We start from the raw sequence: 24,952 nt of genomic DNA, 5'->3' as shown, positions 1-24,952 counted from the left end.
GGCCTACCTCCCTTTCGATCTAGACAATTAATAGCTGAAGCGCACATTCATTGCGCTTCAGCTAATACCTATTCTTTTGTGCCGACCTTTTCAGATTCAAACGTTTGTGCTTCTGGAACAATATTTAACGTATCGACTTGCTGTAAGTCTTCGTCATCTTCTGTATCACGCATTTCAATTTCTTTTTCGTCTCCGGAAAGGATTTTAACATCCATACCAAGACTTTGAAGTTCTTTAATTAATACTTTGAATGATTCAGGAACCCCTGGTTCCGGAACATTTTCGCCTTTAACAATCGCTTCATATGTTTTCACACGACCAACAACGTCGTCTGATTTTACTGTCAGAATTTCTTGAAGCGTATAGGCAGCACCGTAAGCTTCTAGTGCCCAAACCTCCATCTCACCGAAACGCTGACCGCCAAATTGTGCTTTACCACCAAGCGGCTGCTGGGTAACAAGTGAGTATGGTCCAGTTGAACGAGCATGAAGTTTGTCATCAACCATGTGGGCTAGTTTAATCATATACATGACACCGACAGAAACACGGTTATCAAATGGTTCACCAGTACGGCCATCATAAAGAACCGTTTTCGCATCGCGATCCATTCCCGCTTCTTCGATGGTTCCCCACACATCTTCTTCACGCGCTCCATCAAATACTGGTGAAGCAACATGGATATTAAGGGCTCTTGCAGCCATACCTAAATGAAGCTCAAGCACCTGTCCGATGTTCATACGTGAAGGTACACCTAATGGGTTTAACATGATATCTACTGGAGTACCGTCTGGTAAATACGGCATATCTTCTTCCGGTAAAATTCTTGAGATAACCCCTTTATTACCGTGACGTCCTGCCATTTTATCTCCGGCAGAAATTTTACGCTTTTGAACGATATAAACACGAACAAGCTGATTGACACCTGGAGGAAGTTCATCTCCGTCTTCTCGATTGAAGACTTTAACATCGAGAACGATACCGCCGCCGCCGTGTGGAACACGAAGGGAAGTATCACGAACTTCACGTGCCTTTTCACCAAAGATCGCATGTAACAGGCGTTCTTCAGCCGTCAGTTCAGTTACCCCTTTTGGCGTTACTTTACCAACAAGTAAGTCGCCATCTTTTACTTCCGCACCAGTACGAATAATTCCGCGCTCATCCAAATTACGAAGGGCATCTTCCCCAACGTTAGGAATGTCACGAGTGATTTCTTCTGGTCCTAATTTTGTATCACGTGATTCTGATTCATACTCTTCAATATGAATCGAAGTATATACGTCATCTTTCACAAGACGTTCGCTCATGATGATTGCATCTTCATAGTTGTAACCATCCCAGTTAACGAAGGCAACTAAAACGTTACGACCTAATGCCAACTCTCCTAGTTCCATTGAAGGACCATCGGCAAGAATTTCACCTTTTGTTACCCGATTACCAACAGCAACAATTGGGCGTTGGTTATAACAGGTTCCTTGGTTAGAACGTATAAACTTTAACATTCTATATTTATCAAGGTCACCCTTGACTTCTTGACCATCTACAGTTTTTATGCGACGCACCCAAACTTCACGTGCTTCAACATGCTCGACGATTCCTTCATGCTTACAAATAACAGCAGCACCGGAATCCTTACCTGATACGTATTCCATACCTGTTCCAACTCGAGGAGCTTCTGGCTGCATTAAAGGAACAGCTTGACGCTGCATGTTCGCACCCATTAAGGCACGGTTCGAGTCATCGTTTTCAAGGAACGGAATACATGCTGTTGCCGCTGAAACTACTTGCTTAGGTGAAACGTCCATGTAATCGATTCGATCACGATGTACAACGGTGTTTTCACCACGGAAACGAGCAACAATATCTTCATCAAGGAAAGAACCATCTTCACCAAGAATAGAATTTGCTTGTGCGGTTACATAATTATCTTCTTCATCTGCCGTTAAGTAATCGATACGATTCGTTACTTTACCTGTTTCAGGATCAACCCGACGATAAGGAGTTTCAATGAAACCAAAACGATTCACTTTTGCATAAGAAGATAAAGAGTTGATTAATCCAATGTTTGGACCTTCCGGTGTTTCAATCGGACACATACGACCGTAGTGAGAGTAGTGAACGTCACGTACTTCCATTCCCGCACGTTCACGCGTTAAACCACCAGGTCCGAGTGCAGATAGACGACGCTTATGCGTTAATTCTGCAAGCGGGTTTGTTTGGTCCATGAACTGTGATAATTGTGAGCTTCCAAAGAATTCTTTAATGGATGCAATCACTGGACGGATATTGATGAGCTGCTGTGGTGTAATCGTTGCTGTGTCTTGAATTGACATTCTTTCACGAACCACACGTTCCATACGAGAAAGACCAATACGGAATTGATTTTGCAGAAGTTCACCAACAGAACGAAGACGTCTGTTCCCTAAGTGGTCAATATCATCGGTATCACCAACACCATGAAGTAAGTTAAAGAAATAACTAATCGATGCAATGATATCTGCAGGAGTAATGTTCTTAATTGGCTCTGGAACATACGCGTTACCAAGCACATTTATAACTTTTTCTCCATCTTCATTTGGCGCATAGATTTTAATTCCTTGAAGAATAATTTCCTCTTCCACTACTCCGCCAATCGGATTGAATCCTTTAAAATTAACATCCTTTTCAAGAGCAGGAATAATTCGATCTAAGTTTCTTCTATCAAGAACCGTACCCTTTTCGGCAATAATTTCACCGGTTTCTGGATCAACAAGTGATTCAGCTAAACGTTGATTGAAAAGACGGTTTTTAATATGAAGCTTCTTATTTATTTTATATCGACCTACATTCGCAAGGTCATATCTTTTTGGATCAAAGAATCTTGATACCAATAGACTTTTTGCATTATCTACGGTTGGAGGCTCACCTGGACGAAGGCGCTCGTAAATTTCAAGAAGCGCTTTTTCGACTCCTTCAGTGTTGTCCTTTTCCAGCGTATTGCGAATATACTCGTTGTCTCCAATCAATTCGATGATTTCTTGATCAGAACCAAACCCAAGTGCACGCAAAAGAACCGTAACGGGCAGTTTCCGAGTACGATCTATTCTCACATATACGACATCTTTGGCATCTGTTTCATACTCAAGCCAAGCGCCGCGGTTCGGAATAACAGTAGCGGTAAAGCCCTTTTTCCCGTTTTTATCAAGTTTTCCACTATAATATACGCTCGGAGAACGCACTAATTGTGAAACGATAACACGCTCTGCCCCGTTAATGACAAACGTACCCGTTTCTGTCATGAGTGGGAAATCACCCATAAAAACATCTTGGTCTTTCACTTCGCCTGTTTCTTTGTTTACAAGACGCACTTTAACACGCAAAGGCGCTGAATATGTAACGTCCCGCTCTTTTGATTCTTCTACAGAATACTTTGGTTCGCCAAGGCTGTAATCAATAAATTCTAGTGATAGGTTACCAGTAAAGTCCTCAATCGGTGAAATATCCTGGAACATTTCACGCAAACCCTCATCAAGAAACCATTGATAAGAAGAGGTTTGGATTTCAATAAGATTTGGTAATTCTAAAACTTCACTGATTCGCGCGTAACTTCTTCGTTGGCGGTGTCGTCCATACTGAACTAGTTGACCTGTCAACTGATTCACCCCTCAAATCAAGCGTTATATTTAGAAAAACTTGGTATTCACCATAGGCGAATGCCTTAGTTTTTCTTATGCGTTGGGAAATTACAAACTTGGAAAGTTTGAAATTTCTTAATCGCGAAAAATCTATTAACGTCTTTTGAAAGAAATAAGCATTCTTCCAACAGACAAAAAGAAAAAGGGTTTTTTAACTCAAAAACCACATTTTCACATTTTGACTATTATTTTGTCATCATTTCCGTTTTACTCCATTTTTATACCAAAAAATAAGTATTTAAAGGAATAATTCGGTAAATATTATGATGGCATTTTATAATGCTATCATAGTGACATTTTAGAGTCAACTATTTTGTTGCTCGAATAATAAAATACCCTCTAGACTTGTCAACTGTTTCAACTGTGGTAAATAATTGTTTTAACTTTTCAATTGCAGATGGTGCTCCCTGCTTCTTTTGGATCACGACCCATAGTTCACCTTGATGAACTAAGTGCTGGTGGCTTTGTTCGAAAATATCATGCACCGTCTTTTTCCCTGCACGAATTGGCGGGTTTGTTAAGATGGCTGCAAACTGATCTTCTTTTACATTTAACAACCGGTCACTTTCGTAAATCTCCACATTATGAACTCGGTTTTGTTCAGCATTAACCTTTGCTAATTCAATTGCCCGCTCGTTTACATCCACCATATGAACAAGGCGGCCAGAGAAAACACTGGCAATTGATAAACCAATTGGTCCATAACCACAACCTACATCTAAAATAGGACCTTCTACACTTGGTATCTCAAAAGCCTCAATCAATAATCGTGAACCAAAATCAACTTCACCTTTTGAAAAAACACCGTTATCCGTTTTGAAACGAAAGACTTTATCTCTCAATGTGAACTCCCAATACTTTGGATCACTTTCAACCTTTTGGGTACGAGAATAGTAATGTTCAGACAATAAAATCACCTCCCGAGGAATGATAATGGGGTTAATGGGGATTTTGCTATCCAGCGGAAGCGCCTAGGCGCTTCCGCTTTAAATAATTAAGCCAAAAAAAGCCCGCTTATACAGCGAGCTTTTCTATAGGGTTATTACTTAACTTCAACGTTAGCTCCAACTTCATCAAGCTTAGCTTTGATTTCTTCAGCTTCTTCTTTAGAAATGCCTTCTTTAAGTGGCTTTGGAGTGTTGTCAACAAGATCTTTTGCTTCTTTAAGACCAAGACCAGTGATTTCACGTACAACTTTGATAACTTTGATTTTTTGATCGCCAGCGCCAGCTAGGATTACATCAAATTCAGTTTTTTCTTCAGCAGCAGCAGCACCAGCTCCGCCAACCATTGCTACAGGAGCAGCAGCAGTTACGCCGAATTCTTCTTCGATTGCTTTTACTAGATCGTTAAGTTCTAAAACAGTCATAGTTTTAACTGCTTCAATGATTTGTTCTTTAGTCATTTTAAATTTCCTCCTTAATTTTCATTCCGTTATTTGTTAGGCGATAAAATTGATTAAGCGCCTTGTTCTTCTTTTTGTTCTGCAACTGCTTTTGTAGCAAGAGCAAGATTGCGAATTGGAGCTTGTAGTACGCTGAGTAGCATAGAAAGCAAGCCTTCGCGTGATGGAAGTTCAGCAAGTGCTTTAACCTCTTCAACAGATGCTACATTACCTTCGATTACACCAGCTTTTAATTCAAGTGCATCGTGCTTTTTAGCAAAGTCGTTAAGGATTTTTGCAGGTGCTACAACATCCTCAGTACTGAACGCGATTGCGTTCGGACCAGTTAATGCATCGTTTAGACCAGCAAGTTCTACTGATTCAGCTGCACGGCGAACCATTGAGTTTTTGTAAACTTTGAATTCGATGCCAGCTTCACGAAGCTGCTTACGAAGTTCAGTTACTTCCGCAACAGTAAGACCACGGTAATCAACAACAACTGTTGATACGCTGTTCTTTAACTTATCAGCAATTTCGTCAACGATTAATTTCTTTTGTTCAATTGCGCTGCTCATCTTTACACCTCCTGTAGATTCTCTACATTTATACCAGGCATTTAAAAGCCTCCACATCCTAACGAGACATGGAGGCAGCAAACAATAACTGAATGAATCAGCTAATATATCGCATTACCTCGGCAGGATGATTAAGCTATAAGCCCCTGCTGTCTACAGTACAAATGTTTATTATTTTAAACAACAAAATATATTTTAGCTAAAATATACTAGATTGTCAATTGGTAAAAAATTACTTAACAGAAACTGAAGAAGGATCTACCTTTACACCAGGTCCCATTGTTGAAGCAACTGTTACGTTCTTCATGTAAGTTCCTTTTGCTGCAGAAGGCTTAACCTTTAACATTGTTTCAAATACAGTGTTGAAGTTTTCAACAAGTTTTACATCTTCGAAAGATGCTTTACCGATTGGCACGTGGATATTTCCAGCTTTGTCAACACGGTATTCAACTTTACCTGCTTTGATTTCGTTAATCGCACGAGTTACATCAAATGTAACTGTACCAGTCTTAGGGTTTGGCATTAAACCTTTAGGTCCTAATACACGACCAAGCTTACCAACTTCACCCATCATGTCTGGAGTTGCTACGATTACATCGAACTCGAACCAACCTTGTTGGATTTTGTTGATGTATTCTGCATCGCCAACATAATCTGCACCAGCAGCTTCAGCTTCTTTTACTTTTTCACCCTTCGCGAATACTAAAACGCGTTGAGTTTTACCAGTTCCGTTTGGAAGTACTACTGCACCACGGATTTGCTGGTCAGCTTTCTTAGGATCAACGCCTAAGCGGAAAGCAACTTCAAGAGTCGCATCAAATTTTGCAAAGTTTGTTTTCTTCGCAAGTTCAATTGCTTCTGCAATTGGGTAAGCTTTCGTACGATCTACAAGCTTAGTAGCTTCTAAATACTTCTTACCTTTTTTAGCCATTGTTTTTTCCTCCTCAAATTGTGGTTTTAGCGAATAAGTTCTCCCACGAAAAAGGTTGCGAGTATTTTTTCAACACGCAACCCCTTCATTACAAAAACAAACAGTTTACATGGATTAGTCTTCGATAACGATACCCATGCTGCGTGCAGTACCTTCAACCATGCGCATTGCTGCTTCAACGCTTGCTGCGTTTAGGTCAGGCATTTTCTGTTCCGCAATCTCGCGTACTGTGTTACGCTTAACTGTTGCTACTTTATTACGGTTAGGCTGGCCTGAACCAGACTGGATTCCAGCTGCTACTTTCAAAAGAACGGCAGCAGGAGGAGTTTTCGTAATAAATGTAAATGAACGGTCTTCAAATACCGTGATTTCAACAGGAATAATTAATCCAGCTTGATCAGCTGTACGTGCGTTAAATTCTTTACAGAATCCCATGATGTTAACACCGGCTTGACCTAATGCAGGACCAACTGGTGGCGCAGGGTTTGCTTTACCTGCAGGAATTTGTAATTTAACAACCTTAATTACTTTTTTAGCCACGAGACACACCTCCTTAAAGTCCGTGATGTGGTAATAGGGATATACCCTCCCACTCAACGTAAGTCTTTATATAAACATAAAGATCTAACAAAAGTCTTGTCTCTTCAAGAGACATACTGACCTATGAAATATTACCACTTTTTAAAATTGATTTCAAGTTTTTTTACAATATCCATAATTTTTCTTTGAATATAGGTCTATTAAAGTTTCTCGATTTGAGTAAACTCTAGTTCAACTGGAGTATCCCGGCCAAACATATTCACAAGCACTTTAAGCTTGGACTTGTCCTTATCCATCTCTTCCACTGTACCAGTAAAGTTTGTAAATGGACCTTCCTTAACACGGACTGTTTCACCGATTTCATAATCCACATCGATGCGCTGCTCGTCCACACCCATCCGTTTTAAAAGACCCGTCACTTCTTCAGGAAGCAATGGTGTTGGCTTGGAGCCGGAGCCAGCTGAGCCAACGAACCCAGTAACACCAGGTGTATTACGTACCACATACCAAGAATCATCTGTCATGACGATCTCAACGAGTACATAACCAGGGAATACTTTACGTTTAACTGTTTTTTTCTTCCCGTTTTTAATTTCAGTTTCTTCTTCTTCAGGCACAACCACGCGGAAAATCTTATCTGACATCCCCATTGATTCAACACGCTTTTCTAAATTTGCCTTAACTTTATTTTCATAACCTGAGTAAGTATGCACAACATACCAATTTTTTTCCATTCAAGAGGACTAACGTCCGTCCCTCCCTATATATATAATTCCAATACAATTAATTAATTTTTTCCAAATGAAAAAACCCGCTAAACGGGCTTTACATAAAATTTCCTGTATTATTCACCATTATACCATGAATGACCAGCTATTATTCAAGAATAAGTCGAATCAATTTTGAAATACCTAAATCAACGACAGCAAAAAATACGGCAAAAAATGCGACTGTTGTTAAAACAGTGACTGTATAACGAGTTAGCTCACGGCGTTTCGGCCAGCTAACCTTTCTCATCTCACGGAAAATATCACTGAAGAATTTCTTTATGCGTTGCATCTCGTGTAACCTCCAACTATCGGAATAACCTTGCTAGTATCAACAGAATCTTATTTTGTTTCACGGTGGATTGTATGGGAATTGCAAGTTTTGCAGAATTTTTTAATTTCCATTCGTTCTGTTTGTGTCTGATTACCAGCAGTTGTATAATTGCGAGTACCACATTCACTACATGCTAGTATAATTTTCTTACTCATATATCGACACCTTCAATTTATAGAGCTTAATATCTTTAAAAATGTAACATGACCCCTATTTATTGTCAACCGCCTTTGATAGCGGATTCAAACAAATGTCAATAATACGAAATTACAAACTAAACTCTCTTATTTCTAAATAGCGTTCTAATTTCCGCTTCACGCGCTGCAAGGCATTATCAATGGATTTAACATGACGATTCAATTCCTCAGATATTTCTTGATAGGATTGACCATCTAGGTAAAGTGCTAAAACCTTACGTTCTAAATCACTTAATAGTTCTGTCATTTTCACTTCGATATGATCAAATTCCTCTTGGTTGATAATTAATTCTTCTGGGTCAAGTACTTTTGCCCCTGAGATAACATCCATCAGCGTCCGATCCGACTCTTCGTCATAGATAGGCTTGTCCAATGATATGTAGGAATTTAACGGGATATGCTTTTGTCTTGTGGCGGTTTTAATGGCCGTAATAATTTGCCGTGTGATGCATAATTCTGCAAAGGCTTTGAATGAGGTAAGTTTATCCTCGCGAAAGTCACGGATCGCTTTATAAAGTCCAATCATTCCCTCTTGGACGATATCCTCTTTATCGGCTCCAATTAAAAAGTAGGATCTAGCCTTAGCACGGACAAAATTACGATATTTATGAATCAAGTAATCCAGCGCTTCGCTATTCCCTTGATGGACTAAATCGACTACTTCCTCGTCTTCCATCGGTAAAAAATGTTCGTTGTTCTTTATTCCGAAGTCCCATCTCATGTAGATCCCCTCCACCGAACAAGCATAGATAGTATTATTATATATTAGGAAATTTTGGAACGTCAACGCTTACTTTTCTCCTCTGCGCCATTTTTCAAAAATTTCTGCCACTTCATCGCTAATTGGTATTTTAGAGACCGGTCGTTCCTCTTGAATGGTTTTCACCTTTTTTTCAATGCCTTTTTCAATGGAGTCCATTTCTATCAACAGCTCGCGAGCAGATTTCCTTAATGCCCCTTGTCCAAAAATTGCCCATTGTTCCGTAAAATCGGAAGTGGCTACATGAATTTGGGTTTTTCGGTTATTTAACGAAATCGCCATTTTTTCAATCCGCTCGTCAGCTGTTTCATTTTCCTTCGTAAAAATGACCTCAACCTTATGATTCTTGTACTTTTTCTCTGTCCCTTGGACAAAGTGGGCATCAAATATCACGATTACCCGATAACCCGAGTAAGCCTGATACTCGGCCATCCGCTCCACTAAACGATCTCGCGCTGCGGGTAAATCGCGGTCTTTTAAGGCCCTTAATTCTGGCCATGCGCCAATAATGTTATAGCCGTCAACAAGCAGAATATCCATTCCTATCCCTCAAGTGGATGCCGTTTACGGTAAACCTCATACATTAACAGTGCTGCTGCAACCGATGCATTTAACGATGTTACATGACCAACCATCGGTAACTGGATAAGGAAATCACATTTATCTCTAACCAGCCTGCCCATCCCTTTTCCTTCACTGCCAATCACAAGACCGAGCGGCATTGTGCCGTCCATCTGACGAAAATCTTGTTTTCCTTTTGCATCTGTTCCAACGATCCACACACCACGTTCCTTTAATTCATCGATTGTTCTCGCCATATTCGTCACTCGAACAACTGGAATATATTCAATCGCACCCGTCGAAGCTTTGGCAACTGTTGCTGTTAACCCCACTGCTCTTCGCTTAGGAATAATAATTCCATGGGCGCCTACGGAATCTGCCGTCCGCATGATCGATCCAAGATTATGTGGGTCCTCAATTTCATCTAGTAAAAGAAAGAAAGGAGGTTCATTTTTCCTTTCTGCTGCTGCAAATAAGTCATCCATTTCTGCATATTGATAGGCAGCAACATAGGCCAATACCCCTTGATGATTATCATCTGTTATCTGATCAATTTTTTTCTTTGGAACAAATTGAACAAGAACATTTGCCTCTTTTGCTAAATGGATTAACTGCTGCATTTGCCCCCGCTGGGATGATTCTGCTATTAGGATTTTATTTATATCTCTTTCTGATTTAAGTGCTTCGATGACAGGATTTTTCCCGACAATGTATTCCTGGTTCATTGAATCGTTCCTCCTTTCTTTTCTTCGACAATCGCAAATGCCTTTAGGATAAGTTCTTCTAATCGTTCTTTTTCTGAAGATAAATACAAATAACCCATTAACGCTTCAAAGGCAGTACTGTAGCGATAGGTTTGAACATCTGTATTTTTCGGTACAGTGCCCGATTTAGCATTTCTCCCTCTCATCACGACAGCATGCTCCGCTTCGGTAAGCAGCTGTTCATCCAATATTCGGAATAGAACCTGGCATTGAGCTTTTGCTGAAACATACTTCGTTCCTTCTCGGTGAAGCAGATGCGGCTTTACTTTCCCACTTTGCAAGAGATGACGGCGAACATATTCCTCATAGACCGCGTCTCCCATATAGGCCAGGGCAAGACTGTTCAATTGTTTCGCATCAATTTTTTCTTGGTAATCCAGCATTTATTAGCCTCTTTTCCATCTGGTTCCTTGCGGAGTATCCTCTAAAATGATATTCATTTCCTTCAGCTGATCCCGGATTTGATCTGACAACTTGAAATCGCGGTCTTTACGTGCCTGAATCCGTTTTTCAATTAAAGCATCAATTTCTTCGTCCAACAGTTCCTCTTTTTCTAGCGATAACCCAAGAACTTGGAATAAGTCTTCAAATTGCCTTGTAAACTGATCAATTACTGCCACGGAAGTATTTTTTTCTAATAAATAGTAGTTGGCCAGCTTAGATAGATCAAATAAAACAGAAATAGCCTTTGCTGTATTAAAATCATCATCCATCGCTTTTGTAAATTCATCCTGTTGAGCCGCGATTTTATCAAGCCATTCCTGATTATGATCGGTTAAATCTGTACTCGCTTCTCTTCGATGCTTTAAATTGTGATAAGAAGTGGTCAATCTTTCAAATGCTGCCTTTGTGCTTTCCAATAACTCTACACTATAATTAATGGGGTTACGATAATGAACGGATAGCATAAAAAATCTCAAAACTTGAGGGTTATGCTGCTTAATAATGTCATGAACAAGGACAAAGTTACCAAGTGATTTAGACATTTTTTCATTATCAATATTAATATATCCGTTATGCATCCAATAACGAGAAAACGTTTTTCCGGACAGTGCCTCTGATTGGGCAATTTCATTTTCATGATGCGGGAAGGTTAAATCCTGACCGCCTGCATGGATATCAATCGTATCTCCTAGATACTTTTTCGCCATTGCCGAGCATTCGATATGCCAGCCTGGCCGGCCAATTCCCCATGGGCTCTCCCAATAGATTTCACCATCTTTTGCCGCTTTCCATAAGGCAAAGTCCAGATCATCTTGTTTCTTCTCGCCCACTTCAATCCTTGCTCCAACCTGCAAATCATCAATCGATTGATGCGATAGCTTGCCGTAATCGTCAAATTTTCTTGTTCGGAAATAGACGTCACCCTCGGATTCATATGCAAAGCCTTTTTCAACCAGCTTGGCGATAAATTCAATGATAATATCCATATTGTCCATGACACGAGGATGGATATCAGCCTTTTTGCAGCCAAGTGCCGTAACATCTTCAAAATAGGCGTTGATGAAGCGATCTGCAATCGTTGGGACATCCTCACCTAATTGATTGGCTGCGCGGATTAATTTATCATCGACATCCGTAAAGTTTGAGACGTACTGAACATCATAGCCGCGATATTCAAAATAACGGCGAACGGTATCAAATACAATCGCCGGACGGGCATTTCCGATATGAATATAGTTATAAACCGTCGGGCCGCATACATACATCTTCACTTTTCCTTCTTCAAGTGGTATGAATGTCTCCTTTTGACGAGTGAGCGTATTATATAACTGAATGGTCATTAACTTTCGTCCTTTCTTCCTGCAATTCCGTTAGTTCATTTTTTAATTGGATAAATTCAAGCTCTATTTCTTTGATGCGGTCTGCGATTGGGTCAGGGAGATTGCAATGGTCTAAGTCTTTATTTATTCGTTTTCCATCTTGAATGACCACTCGTCCTGGTACACCGACAACAGTAGAGTTAGGTGGCACTTCCTTTAAAACAACTGAGCCAGCGCCAATTTTTGAATTTTCCCCAATGGTAATTGAGCCAAGTACTTTTGCCCCGGTGGCAATTAAGGCATTATCCTTAATCGTAGGATGACGTTTTCCTTTTTCCTTCCCTGTTCCCCCAAGTGTCACGCCTTGGAAGACGGTAACATTATCACCAATTTCGCATGTTTCCCCTATGACAACACCCATGCCATGGTCAATAAAGAATCTCCTGCCTATTTTTGCACCAGGATGGATTTCAATACCCGTGAAAAAACGACTAATCTGCGAAATAACCCTCGCTAGAAAATATAGTTTCCGTTTGAAAAAGGCATGGGCAATCCGGTGGGCCCAAATCGCATGTAGGCCTGAGTATGTTAAGATGACTTCTAAATAACTTCTTGCTGCAGGATCTTGTTCAAAAACTACCTCGATGTCCTCCTTCATTCTTTTGAACATTTCTTTTCCCCCTTTTAGTTGGTTGAGCTCTCCCCTTTTTTGTAACAAAAAAACGCCCCTGTCTTAACGACAGAGACGCTTATGCGTGGTTCCACTCTGATTAGACCGAAATGCATTTTAAAGCCACTTCATAGGTCTCACTCTTACCTGTTAACGGAAAGGTTCCGCTCAAGTCTACTCAGATAAAATCCTTTCGAAATGAGACTCAGAGGTGCATTTTCAAACAGGAGAGGCTTAAACCACTTGCAGCCGGTGATGGTTCTCTCTAAAAAGCATCCTATCCTACTTTTCCTCTTCAACATTTTCACATTATAAAATTCTTTCTTTTACTATATTACATTTTTTCTCTAATGTTAACCAATTATTTTCTCAATTCGAATTTGTACTTTTTCTTTTCCTAATAGCTCAATGGCTTGAGGAAGGTCCGGTCCGTGTGTTTGACCAGATACAGCCGCACGAATTGGCATAAAAAGATTCTTGCCTTTTTGACCGGTCGTTTTTTGCACTGCCTTCATCGCTGCCTTAATTCCGTCTGCTTTAAATTCCTCTAGCTTATCGAGTTCTTCTGAAAAGACTTTTAACACTTCAGGAACTTGTTCCCCAGTTAACACTTCTTTTGCCTCATCTTCATACTCTGCTTCATCTTTAAAGAACATTTCAGAAAGCTCAACAATCTCTGCACCAAAACTCATTTTTTCCTGGAGAAGGGCAACTAAACTGCGGGCCCATTGCATTTCTGCTTCTGTTGGGTTCTCACTTAGGCGTTCCGCTTTGATTAAGTGCGGCAATGCTAGCTCCAGCACTCGATCAACATCAGCCTTTTTGATGTATTGATTGTTCATCCATGTTAGCTTTTGTTTATCAAATAAAGCTGGTGATTTCGATAGGCGATTGGCATCGAAAATTTCAATGAACTCTTCTTTTGAGTAGATCTCTTCTTCGCCTGCGGGTGACCACCCAAGCAGCGTAATAAAGTTAAATAACGCTTCTGGCAGGTAACCTAATTCTTCATATTGTTCAATAAATTGTATAATCGATTCATCACGCTTACTTAACTTTTTACGGCTTTCGTTTACGATTAATGTCATATGACCAAAAACAGGCGGCTCCCAGCCAAGTGCCTCATAAACCATCAACTGCTTTGGCGTATTAGAGATATGATCATCTCCGCGCAGTACATGGGTGATTTTCATTAAATAATCATCAATCGTTACAGCAAAGTTATACGTTGGGGTACCATCCTTTTTAACGATAACCCAATCGCCCATTCCCTCAGACTCGAATGAAACATTACCTTTTACCATATCTTCAAACGTATAGGTTTTTCCTTCTGGAACGATGATTCGAATACTGGGTTCACGGCCTTCACTTTCAAACTCGGCACGTTGTTCTGGTGTTAAATGACGGCATTTCCCAGAATAATGGGGCGTTTCTCCTCTTTCCGTCTGCGCTTCCCGTTCTGCTTCAATTTCTGCCTCCGTGCAATAACATTTATACGCGTGGCCATTCTCCAATAACTGATTATAATAGGTTTGATAAATATCATTTCTTTCTGATTGACGATAAGGACCATATTCGCCGCCTACATCAACACTCTCATCCCAATCGATTCCAAGCCATTTTAAATATTTTAATTGGCTCTCTTCCCCACCGGCGATATTCCGCTTTTTATCCGTATCTTCAATCCGGATAATAAATTTCCCCTGATTGTTGCGGGCAAATAAATAATTAAATAATGCCGTGCGGGCATTTCCGATATGTAAATGTCCCGTTGGACTAGGAGCATATCTTACACGAACTTCGTTTGACATACATAATGCCTCCATAACCATTGATTTTTCAACATCTGATTTATTTTATCATTCTAGAATTAGCGGTTAAAGGTCTAATCTCTCTTTTTTAATAAAACAACAACTTGGGAGGCGATGCCTTCGCCACGGCCAGTGAAGCCTAACTGTTCTGTCGTCGTTGCTTTCACATTGACCTGTTTAGGAGAGGCTTCCAAAAGTTCAGCAATCCGTTCCTTCATCTGCCCAATATACGGTGCCATCTTAGGTTTTTGGGCAATGATGGTACAGTCGGCATTCACAAGCTCATAGCCTTTTTCTTTTACAAGCTTCCAAACATGTTCCATCAGCTTAGCTGAATCTGCATCTTTAAATTCAGGATCAGTATCAGGAAAGTGCCTGCCAATATCCCCTTCCCCAATTGCCCCTAAACAGGCATCCGATACTGTATGTAATAAAACATCGGCATCCGAGTGACCTAATAGCCCTTTTTCATAGGGAATCGTGATCCCTCCAATGATGAGCGGTCTCCCTTCTGTTAATTGATGAACATCAAATCCCTGACCAATTCGAAACATATTTAATATCCTCTTTTCTTTAGTATTGCCTCGGCAAAAAATAAATCCTCAGGAGTCGTGAGCTTTATATTATCGTAATCTCCTTCAACCATCGAAACGGGCTGGGCTATTCGTTCAACCAAACTGGAATCATCCGTTCCAATAAAACCATCCTTTTCTGCCTGCTGATAGGCATTAAGTAAAATAGAAATATGAAAAGCTTGTGGGGTTTGAACTGCCCACAAGCTAGATCGTTCGATCGTTTCAGACACTTGGTTTTGACGAATGACTTTCATCGTATCTTTTGCTGGTACCCCAATAATTGCCGCGCCTGTTTCTTGTGCTTTAGCAACTAGTTGGTGAATATGCTCCTTTAGGATAAACGGACGGGCCGCATCATGGACAAGAATAATTCCAGTGGATTTTGCCGTTTTTAATGCATTATAAATGCTATCCTGACGTTCCTTCCCTCCAGGAACGAAGTCCAACACCTTTTTTAAACCATATTTTTTTACTAAAAGGGCAAATTCCGCTTCATCCTGAGGGTGAATAGCTAAAATAATTCCGTCACATTTCTTATCCTCTTCGAAAACCTTTAATGTGTGAATAAGTACAGGAATGGTATTAAGCTCTAATAAAAGCTTATTTTTCCCTGCCCCCATTCGCTTTCCCTGACCAGCTGCCGGGATAATGACCTGGTAAGCCATAAAAAAACCCCAATCTATCCTGTCTCTATGTCTCTATCTCTGTCTATTTAGTACTATAGTGCTTTTTCTAGTAACTTTGGTTTTGCAAAAATCATTCGACCTGCCGAGGTCTGCAAGACACTCGTGACGAGAACATCAATTCTTTTTCCGATATATTCTCTGCCTTCTTCAACCACAATCATCGTCCCGTCATCCAGATAGGCAACCCCTTGATGGTACTCTTTCCCATCCTTAATTACCTGTACGGAAAGCTCTTCTCCAGGCAGCACAACTGGTTTTACAGCATTTGCTAGATCGTTGATATTTAGGACAGAAACGTTCTGTAATTCACATACTTTATTGAGATTAAAATCATTCGTTACCAGCATGCCATTTGTCAACTTAGCCAATTTCACCAGTTTGCTATCAACCTCTTGAATATCTTCAAAATCACCTTCGTAGATATCGACTTTGATCGCAAGTTCCTTTTGAATTCGATTCAAGATATCCAATCCCCGCCGCCCTCGGTTCCGCTTGAGGACATCAGAGGAATCGGCAATATGCTGTAACTCCTCGAGTACAAAGTGAGGAATTACAATCGTGCCCTCTAGAAAACCTGTTTGACAGATATCCGCCACACGTCCATCTATAATCACACTAGTATCTAATATCTTTAAAGAGCTGCTGCCTGATTTTTCTGTTTCCTCTTCACCAGACTTTTTCTTCCCACGGGTGCCAAAAAGATTTAACAGCTCATCCCGCTTCTTAAACCCTACCTGAAAACCCAGATATCCAAACAATAATGTCAGCACAATAGGAGCGACGGCATTTAAGATTGGTACTTGAATGGCGTTAAAAGCAAAGCCAATTAAAAAGGCAACCAACAAGCCAAAAATTAACCCAATGCTGCCAAATATGACATCCGTAACAGGGATTTTCACCAGTGAATCCTCAGCCCATTTTATAAATCCAAGTACATAATCAACTGCCCAAAATGTAATAAGATAAAAAATAAGTGCACCTATAATCGCCGTGACATACGAGTTATTAATTGCTGGAATGTCATCCAAACTTAACAAAATAAGTAATTCCGGGATTAACAAGATTCCAAGCGTACCTCCAGTAATGACGAAGCATGCCTGCACAATACGTTTTAACATTCCTTCACCTCCTCTACTCATTATAAACAGATTCCAAAAAATGAAACCTGTGCTTTCTGATTATTTTACCCAAATGGTAAATTCTTGAATCATTATTTTTTATATTTCAATCATAGGGTAGCACTGGAAAAAAACGGTGTCAATTAAATCGAAATTTGTTATTCTAACATAGCACATAGGACTTTTCAACTATTTTTACAACTGACGCTCCGTATATAACCGCTCTTTAATTAATCTAAAGCCTTCTTTAATTTTCTTTGCCCGCACTTCGCCAATTCCTTCGACATCATCGAGTTGATCAACAGACGCCGCGATAATTTTGGAAAGTTCACCAAATCGGCTAATGATATTTTCGATAATCACCGTTGGAAGCCTTGGGATTTTATGAAGAATCCGATATCCGCGCGGTGACTTATTTTCATCAAGATGGACATACCCTTGATAGCCCATTAATTTTAATAATACATGATCCTCAATCGTTCCCGTACTGGCAATGGCCTGCATACGCTGCAATACTTCCCATGCCTTAATGTCTCTAGCAAATGCATAATCCTTAATGAGAAGCATGGTCTCTTCCTCTAAATCCGTCAAAATCTCGTTCATTTGCAGACGGATCAGCCTACCCTCAGTTCCCAGCTCATTCAAATAGGATAACAGTTCATTTTTGATCTTTAACACCATTTCAAATCGATGTAGAACAAGTAAGCAATCATTATACGTAACAGATTCTTCGAATTCTAGAATGCTTAAATTCGCAATACTACGCTCAAGGACCGCTTTATACTTTTCAAGCATTTGAATCGCCTGATTCGCTTTTGTCAAAATAACGGATATATCCTTAAGGACATAGCGGAAGTTGCCTTGATATAGCGTAATGACATTTCTCCTCTGCGAAATGGCAATGACCAGCGCCTTTGTCTGTCTGGCTACCCTTTCCGCCGTTCGATGTCGCATTCCTGTTTCTGAAGCTGGGATTTCAGAATCAGGGGCAAGCTGGGCATTTGCAATGAGGATTTTATTTCCTAAATCATTTAGGATAATAGCCCCATCCATTTTCGCCAATTCATAGAGATAGCTTGGGGAAAAAGCGCAATTAATTTGAAAACCGCCATCGACAATGCTTTTTACTTTATCATTACAGCCAACAACAATAAGTCCCCCAGTATTGGCTCTCAGTACATTATCTAATCCTTCACGAATCGGGGTGCCTGGCGCAATAAACTGTATAACTTCGCTGACAGACTGCTCCCCAAGCCTTTTGTTTTCCATATGCTCTATTCCCCCAATGCTGCTTTTAATGCTTCACTTACAGAGGAAACGCCTATCAATTGAATTCCCTTCGGACTTTTCCAGCCTCCTAAATTATTGGCTGGCAAAATAACCCGTTCAAAACCAAGCTTGGCTGCTTCCTGAACACGTTGCTCGATTCTCGAAACCCTTCTTACTTCACCTGTTAATCCCACTTCACCTATTATGCAGTCGGTAGCTCTTGTTGGTTTATCGCGGAAGCTTGAGGCAATGCTGACCGCAATCGCTAAGTCTATTGCAGGCTCATCCAGTTTAACACCGCCTGCAACTTTGAGATAGGCATCCTGGTTCTGCAGTAGCATTCCTACACGTTTCTCCAACACGGCCATCAAAAGCGGAACTCGATTATGGTCAATCCCTGTCGCCATTCTCCTTGGATTCCCAAAGCTTGTAGGAGAAATAAGCGCTTGGATCTCGACAAGCACGGGGCGTGTGCCTTCCATCGAGGCAACAACAGTGGACCCAGCAGCCCCCTGTGATCTTTCTTCAAGGAAAATCTCCGATGGATTTTCGACCTCTTCAAGACCAAATTCCTTCATTTCAAAAATACCCATTTCATTGGTAGAGCCAAAACGGTTCTTAACCGCCCGTAAGATTCGATATGTATGATGGCGCTCCCCTTCAAAATAGAGTACCGTATCCACCATGTGTTCAAGGAGTCTCGGTCCAGCAATGGAACCCTCTTTCGTCACATGGCCGACGATAAAAATGGCAATTCCTTTCGTTTTGCCAATTCTCATTAATTCGGAGGTACACTCACGAACCTGTGACACACTGCCTGGAGCAGAGGTAATATCTGGATGAAATACAGTTTGAATCGAATCTATAATGACAAAGCTTGGATTGGTGTTTTCAATCGTCCGATTGATCTCATCTAAATTGGTTTCAGAATAAACGAGGAGATTTTCTGTGGATACCCCTAACCTTTCCGCCCGAAGCTTCGTCTGCCGTAATGATTCCTCACCGGAAATATATAACACTTGATTTCCCTTTTTTGCAAGCTGTGATGATACTTGTAAAAGAAGCGTCGATTTGCCAATACCAGGATCTCCGCCAATTAAAACGAGTGATCCCTTTACTACACCGCCGCCAAGCACACGATTTAACTCGCTTAAATCTGTAAGAATTCGCGGTTCATCCATTGATTCAATCGAAGTAATCGGTGTTGGTTTTGAGAGGATTCCCGTTCCGCTTGGTGAATGAGCAAAAGCGCCGCGTCGGTTTGCACCTGTGACTTCAACCTCTTCAACCATCTTATTCCACTGACCGCAGCCTGGGCATTTCCCCATCCATTTAGGGGATTCATAGCCGCACTCCTGACACATAAACTTTGTTTTTCGTTTTGCCATACCCTACTCGCTCCTGATAGAAAAGCGGAAGCGCCTTGCCCAGGGGCGACAGGCATAAGACGAGCCGGCGAGAAGGTTGTTCTTTAACCTTCTTGACGGATTGGCTTATGACCCGAGCCCCTAGGCGCTGGAGCTAGACACTGATCTAAGTTTAAAATTTTTTACTTCATAAATGAAAAAAGAGGTACACGGTGTGAAACTATTAACGTGTACCTCTTTTTGTTATCCATTAATACCTAATCAACCTCTTTATTTAGTTAGGCTCGTTTGTTCTGCTGTTCTAACGATAAATTCTGCATTATCAACATCAATTATAACATGCTGACCGGTTAATACGGTACCTTTAAGCAGTTCTTCCGAGAGACGATCTTCAATATGCTTTTGGATTGCCCTGCGCAGTGGTCTGGCACCATACTCTGGGTCATAACCCTCTTGAGAAATTTTCTCCTTAGCTGCGTCGGTCAACTCTAGTGAAATATGCTGCTCTTTTAACCGTTTTACGAGTTGGTCAGATAGCAATGTAACAATTTCATTTAGATGCTTACGCTCTAACGCATGGAAGACAATAATTTCATCAATACGGTTTAAGAACTCCGGACGAAACGCTTTTTTCAATTCTTCCATTACTTTGCTCTTCATATCTTTATAGTCTTGCTCACCATCTTGAATATTAAAGCCAACATACTTGTTACGTTTTAAAGCCTCTGCCCCAACATTGGAGGTCATGATAAGAACGGTATTACGGAAATCGACGGTTCTGCCTTTAGAATCCGTTAGACGTCCATCTTCCAGTACTTGCAGAAGGATATTGAACACATCTGGATGTGCTTTTTCAATTTCATCAAGCAGGATAACGGAATATGGTTTTCTTCTTACTTTTTCCGTTAATTGACCGCCTTCTTCATAACCTACATAACCTGGAGGTGAGCCAACAAGACGAGAGGTAGAATGCTTCTCCATGTACTCTGACATGTCAATTCGGATCATCGCATCTTCATCACCAAACATCGCTTCAGCAAGCGCGCGGGCTAATTCTGTTTTACCGACCCCAGTCGGTCCAAGGAATACAAATGAACCAATTGGGCGTTTCGGATCCTTTAGCCCTGCTCGTGCACGTCGTACTGCTTTTGAAACAGCTTTTACTGCTTCCTCTTGGCCAATAACACGTGAGTGCAGAATGTTCTCTAAATCTAATAACTTTGTCGTCTCGGTTGCCGCTAATTTCGATACAGGGATCCCCGTCCAGCTTGCTACAACACTAGCGATATCTTCAACCGTAACTTCACTGTTTTCTTTCCCTTGCTTTTCTTTCCAGGTTTTCTTCGTTTCCTCCAACTGTTCACGAAGCCGCTGCTCTGTATCTCTCAAGGAAGCTGCTTTCTCAAATTCCTGGCTTTGAACAGCTGCATCCTTCTCTTTCCGTACCTCTTCAAGTTTAACTTCCAACTCTTTTAGATTTGGAGGAGTCGTATAAGAACGAAGGCGTACTTTCGATCCTGCCTCATCAATTAAATCAATTGCTTTATCTGGTAAGAAACGATCAGAAATATAGCGGTCAGATAATTTCACAGCTGCTTCAATTGCTTCATCAGTAATCGAAACACGGTGATGTGCTTCATAACGGTCACGAAGCCCTTCCAAAATACGAACGGATTCATCCGCTGTTGGCTCATCGACACGAATTGGCTGGAAACGTCTTTCTAACGCTGCATCCTTTTCAATATACTTTCGATACTCATCAAGAGTCGTTGCTCCGATACATTGAAGTTCACCACGGGCAAGTGATGGTTTTAAGATATTGGAGGCATCAATCGCACCCTCCGCCCCTCCAGCACCAATTAACGTGTGGAGTTCATCAATAAAGAGAATGATATTACCGGCTTGACGAATTTCGTCCATCACCTTTTTCAAGCGATCCTCAAATTCACCGCGGTATTTCGTTCCTGCAACCACGGTTCCCATATCGAGCGTCATAACCCGCTTATCGCGTAGGATTTCCGGAACTTCATTATTCACAATTTGCTGAGAAAGTCCTTCAGCAATTGCTGTTTTCCCAACACCTGGTTCACCAATTAGAACAGGGTTATTTTTGGTTCGACGGCTCAAGACTTCAATGACACGTTGAATTTCCTTACTTCTGCCAATGACAGGATCAAGACTGCCTTCTCTAGCAATCGCTGTTAAATCACGCGCAAGGCTATCTAGTGTCGGAGTATTTGCATTTACTGATGCCCCACCCTGGTGACCACCTGATTCATTACTGCCTAATAATTGCAGCACCTGTTGACGAGCTTTATTTAGACTCACCCCAAGGTTATTTAGAACACGCGCTGCTACACCTTCACCTTCACGGATTAAACCAAGAAGAATATGCTCTGTGCCTACATAGGAATGGCCTAATTTTCTTGCTTCATCCATCGATAATTCAATCACCTTTTTCGCTCTAGGTGTATAGTGAATTGTTTGAGAAGCTTCCTGTCCTTTTCCGATTAACGATTCCACTTCTTTTTGGATCTTCTCTGAACCTAATCCAAGACCATAAAGGGCTTTTGCGGCAATTCCTTCGCCTTCACGAACTAATCCTAGTAAAATATGCTCTGTACCAATATTATTGTGTCCTAGCCTGATTGCTTCTTCCTGTGCTAATGCTAAAACCTTCTGGGCTCTTTCAGTAAAACGTCCGAACATCATATTCTCTTCCTCCTCACCGTTTATCTTGCTCCATTTTTAGTCGTTCTCGTATTAATGTTGCTCGTCTAACATCTCTTTCATTTGGTCTTAAATGACCGCCTGCATATTGCTGTAAAAATCCTGGCTGTGTTAGAATCATTAATTCATTTAATATATTTTTGGGCAAGTGCTCAATAAAGCCCATATCAATTCCAAGTCGTACATCTGAAAGGCATTTTGCCGCCTCTTTTGATTCGATAATCCGGGAGTTCGTTAACACACCATAGGACCTGAACACCCTGTCTTCTAATTGTATGTTTGAAGTCTTGCGTAATGCTTCACGAGCGGTCCTTTCTTGTGAAATTAACTGGCTGACAACACCTTTCAAATCATGGCAAATATCCTCTTCTGATTTTCCTAGTGTAATTTGATTGGAGATTTGAAAAATATTACCTAGTGCTTCGCTCCCCTCCCCATAGATTCCTCTTACAACTAGCCCCAGCTGGTTAATCGCTGGAATGATTCGGTTGATTTGCTGCGTTAACATTAATCCTGGTAAATGCATCATGACTGAAGCACGTAGACCTGTCCCGACATTTGTAGGGCAGCTAGTTAAATACCCATACTTCTCATCAAAACCAAATTGGATATGGCTTTCTAGCCAATCATCCACCGCATTTGCTGCTGCTAATGCTTCAGATAACTGCAGGCCCGGATATATACATTGAATTCGGATATGATCCTCTTCATTAATCATAATACTAACTTCTTCATTTTCGGTTAATAAAACCGCACCATATGGTGCATCTTCTGCTAAAAGTGGACTGATTAAATGTTTTTCTACCAGTACTCTTTTTTGAAGCGGCTGCAATTCCTCTACCTTTAATAATTCCATTTGCCCAAACTGATTAATGCTTGATTCTCTTAAAAGCCCTTCCATTTTTAAAATAATCGATTTCGCTTCTTGATGAGAAAATAAAGTAGGGAATTTATAATTTTCAAAGTTTCGGGCTAAACGGATTCGGGAACTTAGGACAATATCTGAATCAGGCCCCTCCTCGCTCATCCATGAGCTGACAGCTTGATTCATAAAGCGTTCAAGCGACACGTTATTCCCCTCCCTTGTCACTGCTAGTCGTTAATCTCTTTTCAAGTGAGCGGATTTCATCGCGAACATGAGCAGCTTTTTCAAATTCTTCTTGTGAGATTAAATCTCTCAGTTCAACCTTTAAACTCTCGATTTGCTTCCGCAGCTGAATACCGCCGCCAATTCTTTTCGGAATTTTTCCTGAATGGGTCCAATTGCCACTATGAAGTCTTTTTAGAACTGGTGGTAATTGTTCCATAAATGTTTCATAGCAATGGGCACACCCGAACCTCCCAACTTTCACAAATTGTGGAAATGTCATGGAGCAGTGGCTGCATTGGAGAATCTCCTCTTGCTGAAATGTATTTTGATTTGGTTTTTGAAAAGTAGGATCAATATTTAACAAACCTGCTAATAAGTTGTTAAACGAAAACCCCGATCCCCCAGTAAACATAAACATATCGCCCTTCTCCTGGGCACATTTCTCACAAAGGTTCACCTCTGTCTTTTCACCGTTAGTGATTTTGGTAAAATGGAGTGCTGCAGGCCTTTGATTACATTCCTGGCAAATCATATTTTCACCTCTCAAGCTGGTTGTGTTTGGTTTGGTTATTTATATAATAATGTTGTTAACATTGCTTTTAACATTCTTGCCCTTAATTCATCGCGGTATGGAAGATCAATATAAAGCACAGAACGGTCAATTACGCTTAACATAATTTTTGCTTCTCGTTTTGAAATAATCTCCTCTTGCACAAGTCTAACAATGACATCCTCTGCACTCGCTTGGCTAATTCGGTTTTCTATGAGTGACAGCAAATGGTCGATTAAATGGGCTGAATCATGAGATTGAACTTTCATGATTCGGATATAACCGCCCCCGCCGCGTTTACTTTCTACGACATATCCTCGTTCGATCGTAAAACGAGTATTTATCACATAATTTATTTGCGAAGGGACACATTGAAATTTATCAGCAATTTCACTCCGCTTGATTTCAACATGTTCTACTTCACTCATTTCTAACACTTGCTTCAAATAACTTTCGATAATATCGGAGATGTTTCTCATTTCTCCCACCTCCCATCCTTGACTTTGACTATCTTTGACATAAATTATACTTAAAATTTTATGTAGTTGCAATCATCTTGCTACTAATGATTTTCTCCAAATCTCGCAGGTGGGAAACCTGTTTGTATTTTTTATTTCTAATACAGTACTTTTCGCTCATTTTTGTGTACCGCCCAGTAAAAGATCCGATTTGAACACAAAAAAAGAACAACCTACATAAGGTTGTTCTTTGCTTGCCTGGCAACGTCCTACTCTCACAGGGACAAAGTCCCAACTACCATCGGCGCTGAGAAGCTTAACTTCCGTGTTCGGTATGGGAACGGGTGTGACCTTCTCGCTATTGCTACCAGACTATTTTCT

Annotated in this window: 25 protein-coding genes, 1 rRNA gene and 2 other annotated features; all 26 genes read right to left on the bottom strand. The window is 40.7% G+C overall.

The features are described from left to right. Positions 1 to 68: 68 nt before the first annotated feature. Positions 69 to 3,629 (bottom strand): DNA-directed RNA polymerase subunit beta, encoded by a 3,561-nt coding sequence (gene rpoB, locus ACWM35_RS23510; protein ID WP_454821336.1) that lies wholly within the window; start codon positions 3,627 to 3,629, stop codon positions 69 to 71. 350 nt (positions 3,630 to 3,979) lie between these two features. After that, positions 3,980 to 4,579 (bottom strand): class I SAM-dependent methyltransferase, encoded by a 600-nt coding sequence (locus tag ACWM35_RS23505; RefSeq protein WP_454821335.1) that lies wholly within the window; start codon positions 4,577 to 4,579, stop codon positions 3,980 to 3,982. A 134-nt stretch (positions 4,580 to 4,713) separates the two neighbouring features. Further along, complete coding sequence (rplL, locus tag ACWM35_RS23500) at positions 4,714 to 5,076, bottom strand: 50S ribosomal protein L7/L12 (RefSeq protein WP_454821334.1); 363 nt, start codon at positions 5,074 to 5,076, stop codon at positions 4,714 to 4,716. A 53-nt stretch (positions 5,077 to 5,129) separates the two neighbouring features. Continuing rightward, positions 5,130 to 5,630, bottom strand: a complete 501-nt coding sequence (rplJ, locus tag ACWM35_RS23495; RefSeq protein WP_454821333.1) for a 50S ribosomal protein L10 — start codon at positions 5,628 to 5,630, stop codon at positions 5,130 to 5,132. Between the two features lie 33 nt (positions 5,631 to 5,663). Further along, positions 5,664 to 5,807, bottom strand: a sequence feature (ribosomal protein L10 leader region). Between the two features lie 55 nt (positions 5,808 to 5,862). Then, the gene (gene rplA / locus ACWM35_RS23490; RefSeq protein ID WP_454821332.1) at positions 5,863 to 6,561 is read right to left on the bottom strand and encodes a 50S ribosomal protein L1; all 699 of its coding nucleotides are present in this window, start codon (positions 6,559 to 6,561) and stop codon (positions 5,863 to 5,865) included. A gap of 114 nt (positions 6,562 to 6,675) precedes the next feature. Next, positions 6,676 to 7,101: a 50S ribosomal protein L11 gene (rplK, locus tag ACWM35_RS23485; RefSeq protein ID WP_192654866.1), complete on the bottom strand. Its 426-nt coding sequence runs from the start codon at positions 7,099 to 7,101 to the stop codon at positions 6,676 to 6,678. Positions 7,102 to 7,301: 200 nt separating this feature from the next. Then, a complete protein-coding gene (gene nusG / locus ACWM35_RS23480; RefSeq protein ID WP_454821331.1) occupies positions 7,302 to 7,835 on the bottom strand; it encodes a transcription termination/antitermination protein NusG in 534 nt (177 codons plus the stop codon). A 142-nt stretch (positions 7,836 to 7,977) separates the two neighbouring features. Beyond that, a complete protein-coding gene (secE, locus tag ACWM35_RS23475) occupies positions 7,978 to 8,160 on the bottom strand; it encodes a preprotein translocase subunit SecE (protein WP_454821330.1) in 183 nt (60 codons plus the stop codon). A gap of 50 nt (positions 8,161 to 8,210) precedes the next feature. Next, complete coding sequence (gene rpmG / locus ACWM35_RS23470) at positions 8,211 to 8,357, bottom strand: 50S ribosomal protein L33 (protein WP_454821329.1); 147 nt, start codon at positions 8,355 to 8,357, stop codon at positions 8,211 to 8,213. 112 nt (positions 8,358 to 8,469) lie between these two features. Then, positions 8,470 to 9,120, bottom strand: a complete 651-nt coding sequence (gene sigH, locus ACWM35_RS23465; protein WP_454821328.1) for an RNA polymerase sporulation sigma factor SigH — start codon at positions 9,118 to 9,120, stop codon at positions 8,470 to 8,472. Between the two features lie 69 nt (positions 9,121 to 9,189). Then, positions 9,190 to 9,699 (bottom strand): NYN domain-containing protein, encoded by a 510-nt coding sequence (locus tag ACWM35_RS23460; protein WP_454821327.1) that lies wholly within the window; start codon positions 9,697 to 9,699, stop codon positions 9,190 to 9,192. Between the two features lie 2 nt (positions 9,700 to 9,701). Next, a complete protein-coding gene (gene rlmB / locus ACWM35_RS23455; protein WP_454821326.1) occupies positions 9,702 to 10,445 on the bottom strand; it encodes a 23S rRNA (guanosine(2251)-2'-O)-methyltransferase RlmB in 744 nt (247 codons plus the stop codon). Continuing rightward, positions 10,442 to 10,867 (bottom strand): Mini-ribonuclease 3, encoded by a 426-nt coding sequence (locus tag ACWM35_RS23450; protein WP_454821325.1) that lies wholly within the window; start codon positions 10,865 to 10,867, stop codon positions 10,442 to 10,444. Before ACWM35_RS23450 ends, rlmB begins: the two co-directional genes overlap by 4 nt. A 3-nt stretch (positions 10,868 to 10,870) precedes the next feature. Continuing rightward, entirely contained in the window at positions 10,871 to 12,268 is a 1,398-nt protein-coding gene (cysS, locus tag ACWM35_RS23445; protein ID WP_454821324.1) for a cysteine--tRNA ligase, read from the bottom strand. Continuing rightward, the gene (gene cysE / locus ACWM35_RS23440; protein WP_454821323.1) at positions 12,249 to 12,917 is read right to left on the bottom strand and encodes a serine O-acetyltransferase; all 669 of its coding nucleotides are present in this window, start codon (positions 12,915 to 12,917) and stop codon (positions 12,249 to 12,251) included. Before cysE ends, cysS begins: the two co-directional genes overlap by 20 nt. A gap of 68 nt (positions 12,918 to 12,985) precedes the next feature. Next, positions 12,986 to 13,225, bottom strand: a binding site (T-box leader). 45 nt (positions 13,226 to 13,270) lie between these two features. After that, positions 13,271 to 14,728, bottom strand: a complete 1,458-nt coding sequence (gene gltX, locus ACWM35_RS23435; protein WP_454821322.1) for a glutamate--tRNA ligase — start codon at positions 14,726 to 14,728, stop codon at positions 13,271 to 13,273. 74 nt (positions 14,729 to 14,802) lie between these two features. After that, on the bottom strand, positions 14,803 to 15,282 hold the full coding sequence (gene ispF, locus ACWM35_RS23430) for a 2-C-methyl-D-erythritol 2,4-cyclodiphosphate synthase (protein ID WP_454821321.1): 480 nt from the start codon (positions 15,280 to 15,282) through the stop codon (positions 14,803 to 14,805). Positions 15,283 to 15,284: 2 nt separating this feature from the next. Further along, a complete protein-coding gene (gene ispD, locus ACWM35_RS23425) occupies positions 15,285 to 15,968 on the bottom strand; it encodes a 2-C-methyl-D-erythritol 4-phosphate cytidylyltransferase (protein WP_454821320.1) in 684 nt (227 codons plus the stop codon). 53 nt (positions 15,969 to 16,021) lie between these two features. Then, entirely contained in the window at positions 16,022 to 17,107 is a 1,086-nt protein-coding gene (locus tag ACWM35_RS23420) for a PIN domain-containing protein (protein WP_454821319.1), read from the bottom strand. Positions 17,108 to 17,302: 195 nt separating this feature from the next. Further along, the gene (gene disA / locus ACWM35_RS23415; RefSeq protein ID WP_454821318.1) at positions 17,303 to 18,376 is read right to left on the bottom strand and encodes a DNA integrity scanning diadenylate cyclase DisA; all 1,074 of its coding nucleotides are present in this window, start codon (positions 18,374 to 18,376) and stop codon (positions 17,303 to 17,305) included. A gap of 5 nt (positions 18,377 to 18,381) precedes the next feature. Beyond that, the gene (gene radA, locus ACWM35_RS23410; RefSeq protein ID WP_454821317.1) at positions 18,382 to 19,764 is read right to left on the bottom strand and encodes a DNA repair protein RadA; all 1,383 of its coding nucleotides are present in this window, start codon (positions 19,762 to 19,764) and stop codon (positions 18,382 to 18,384) included. Between the two features lie 249 nt (positions 19,765 to 20,013). Further along, positions 20,014 to 22,455, bottom strand: coding sequence for an ATP-dependent protease ATP-binding subunit ClpC (gene clpC, locus ACWM35_RS23405; RefSeq protein WP_454821316.1), 2,442 nt, complete (start codon positions 22,453 to 22,455; stop codon positions 20,014 to 20,016). A 13-nt stretch (positions 22,456 to 22,468) separates the two neighbouring features. Beyond that, a complete protein-coding gene (locus tag ACWM35_RS23400) occupies positions 22,469 to 23,542 on the bottom strand; it encodes a protein arginine kinase (protein WP_454821315.1) in 1,074 nt (357 codons plus the stop codon). 1 nt (position 23,543) lies between these two features. Further along, positions 23,544 to 24,095 carry a UvrB/UvrC motif-containing protein gene (locus ACWM35_RS23395; protein ID WP_454821314.1) on the bottom strand — a complete coding sequence of 184 codons (552 nt, stop codon included), beginning with the start codon at positions 24,093 to 24,095 and terminating at the stop codon, positions 23,544 to 23,546. A 35-nt stretch (positions 24,096 to 24,130) separates the two neighbouring features. Beyond that, the gene (locus tag ACWM35_RS23390; protein WP_454821313.1) at positions 24,131 to 24,592 is read right to left on the bottom strand and encodes a CtsR family transcriptional regulator; all 462 of its coding nucleotides are present in this window, start codon (positions 24,590 to 24,592) and stop codon (positions 24,131 to 24,133) included. A gap of 235 nt (positions 24,593 to 24,827) precedes the next feature. Then, positions 24,828 to 24,943, bottom strand: a 5S ribosomal RNA gene (gene rrf / locus ACWM35_RS23385). Positions 24,944 to 24,952 lie beyond the last annotated feature (9 nt).

It is taken from the genome of Neobacillus sp. K501 (assembly GCF_053749995.1).
Note: the sequence above shows the minus strand (reverse complement) of the source record. Positions and strands in the feature narration are given on the sequence as shown.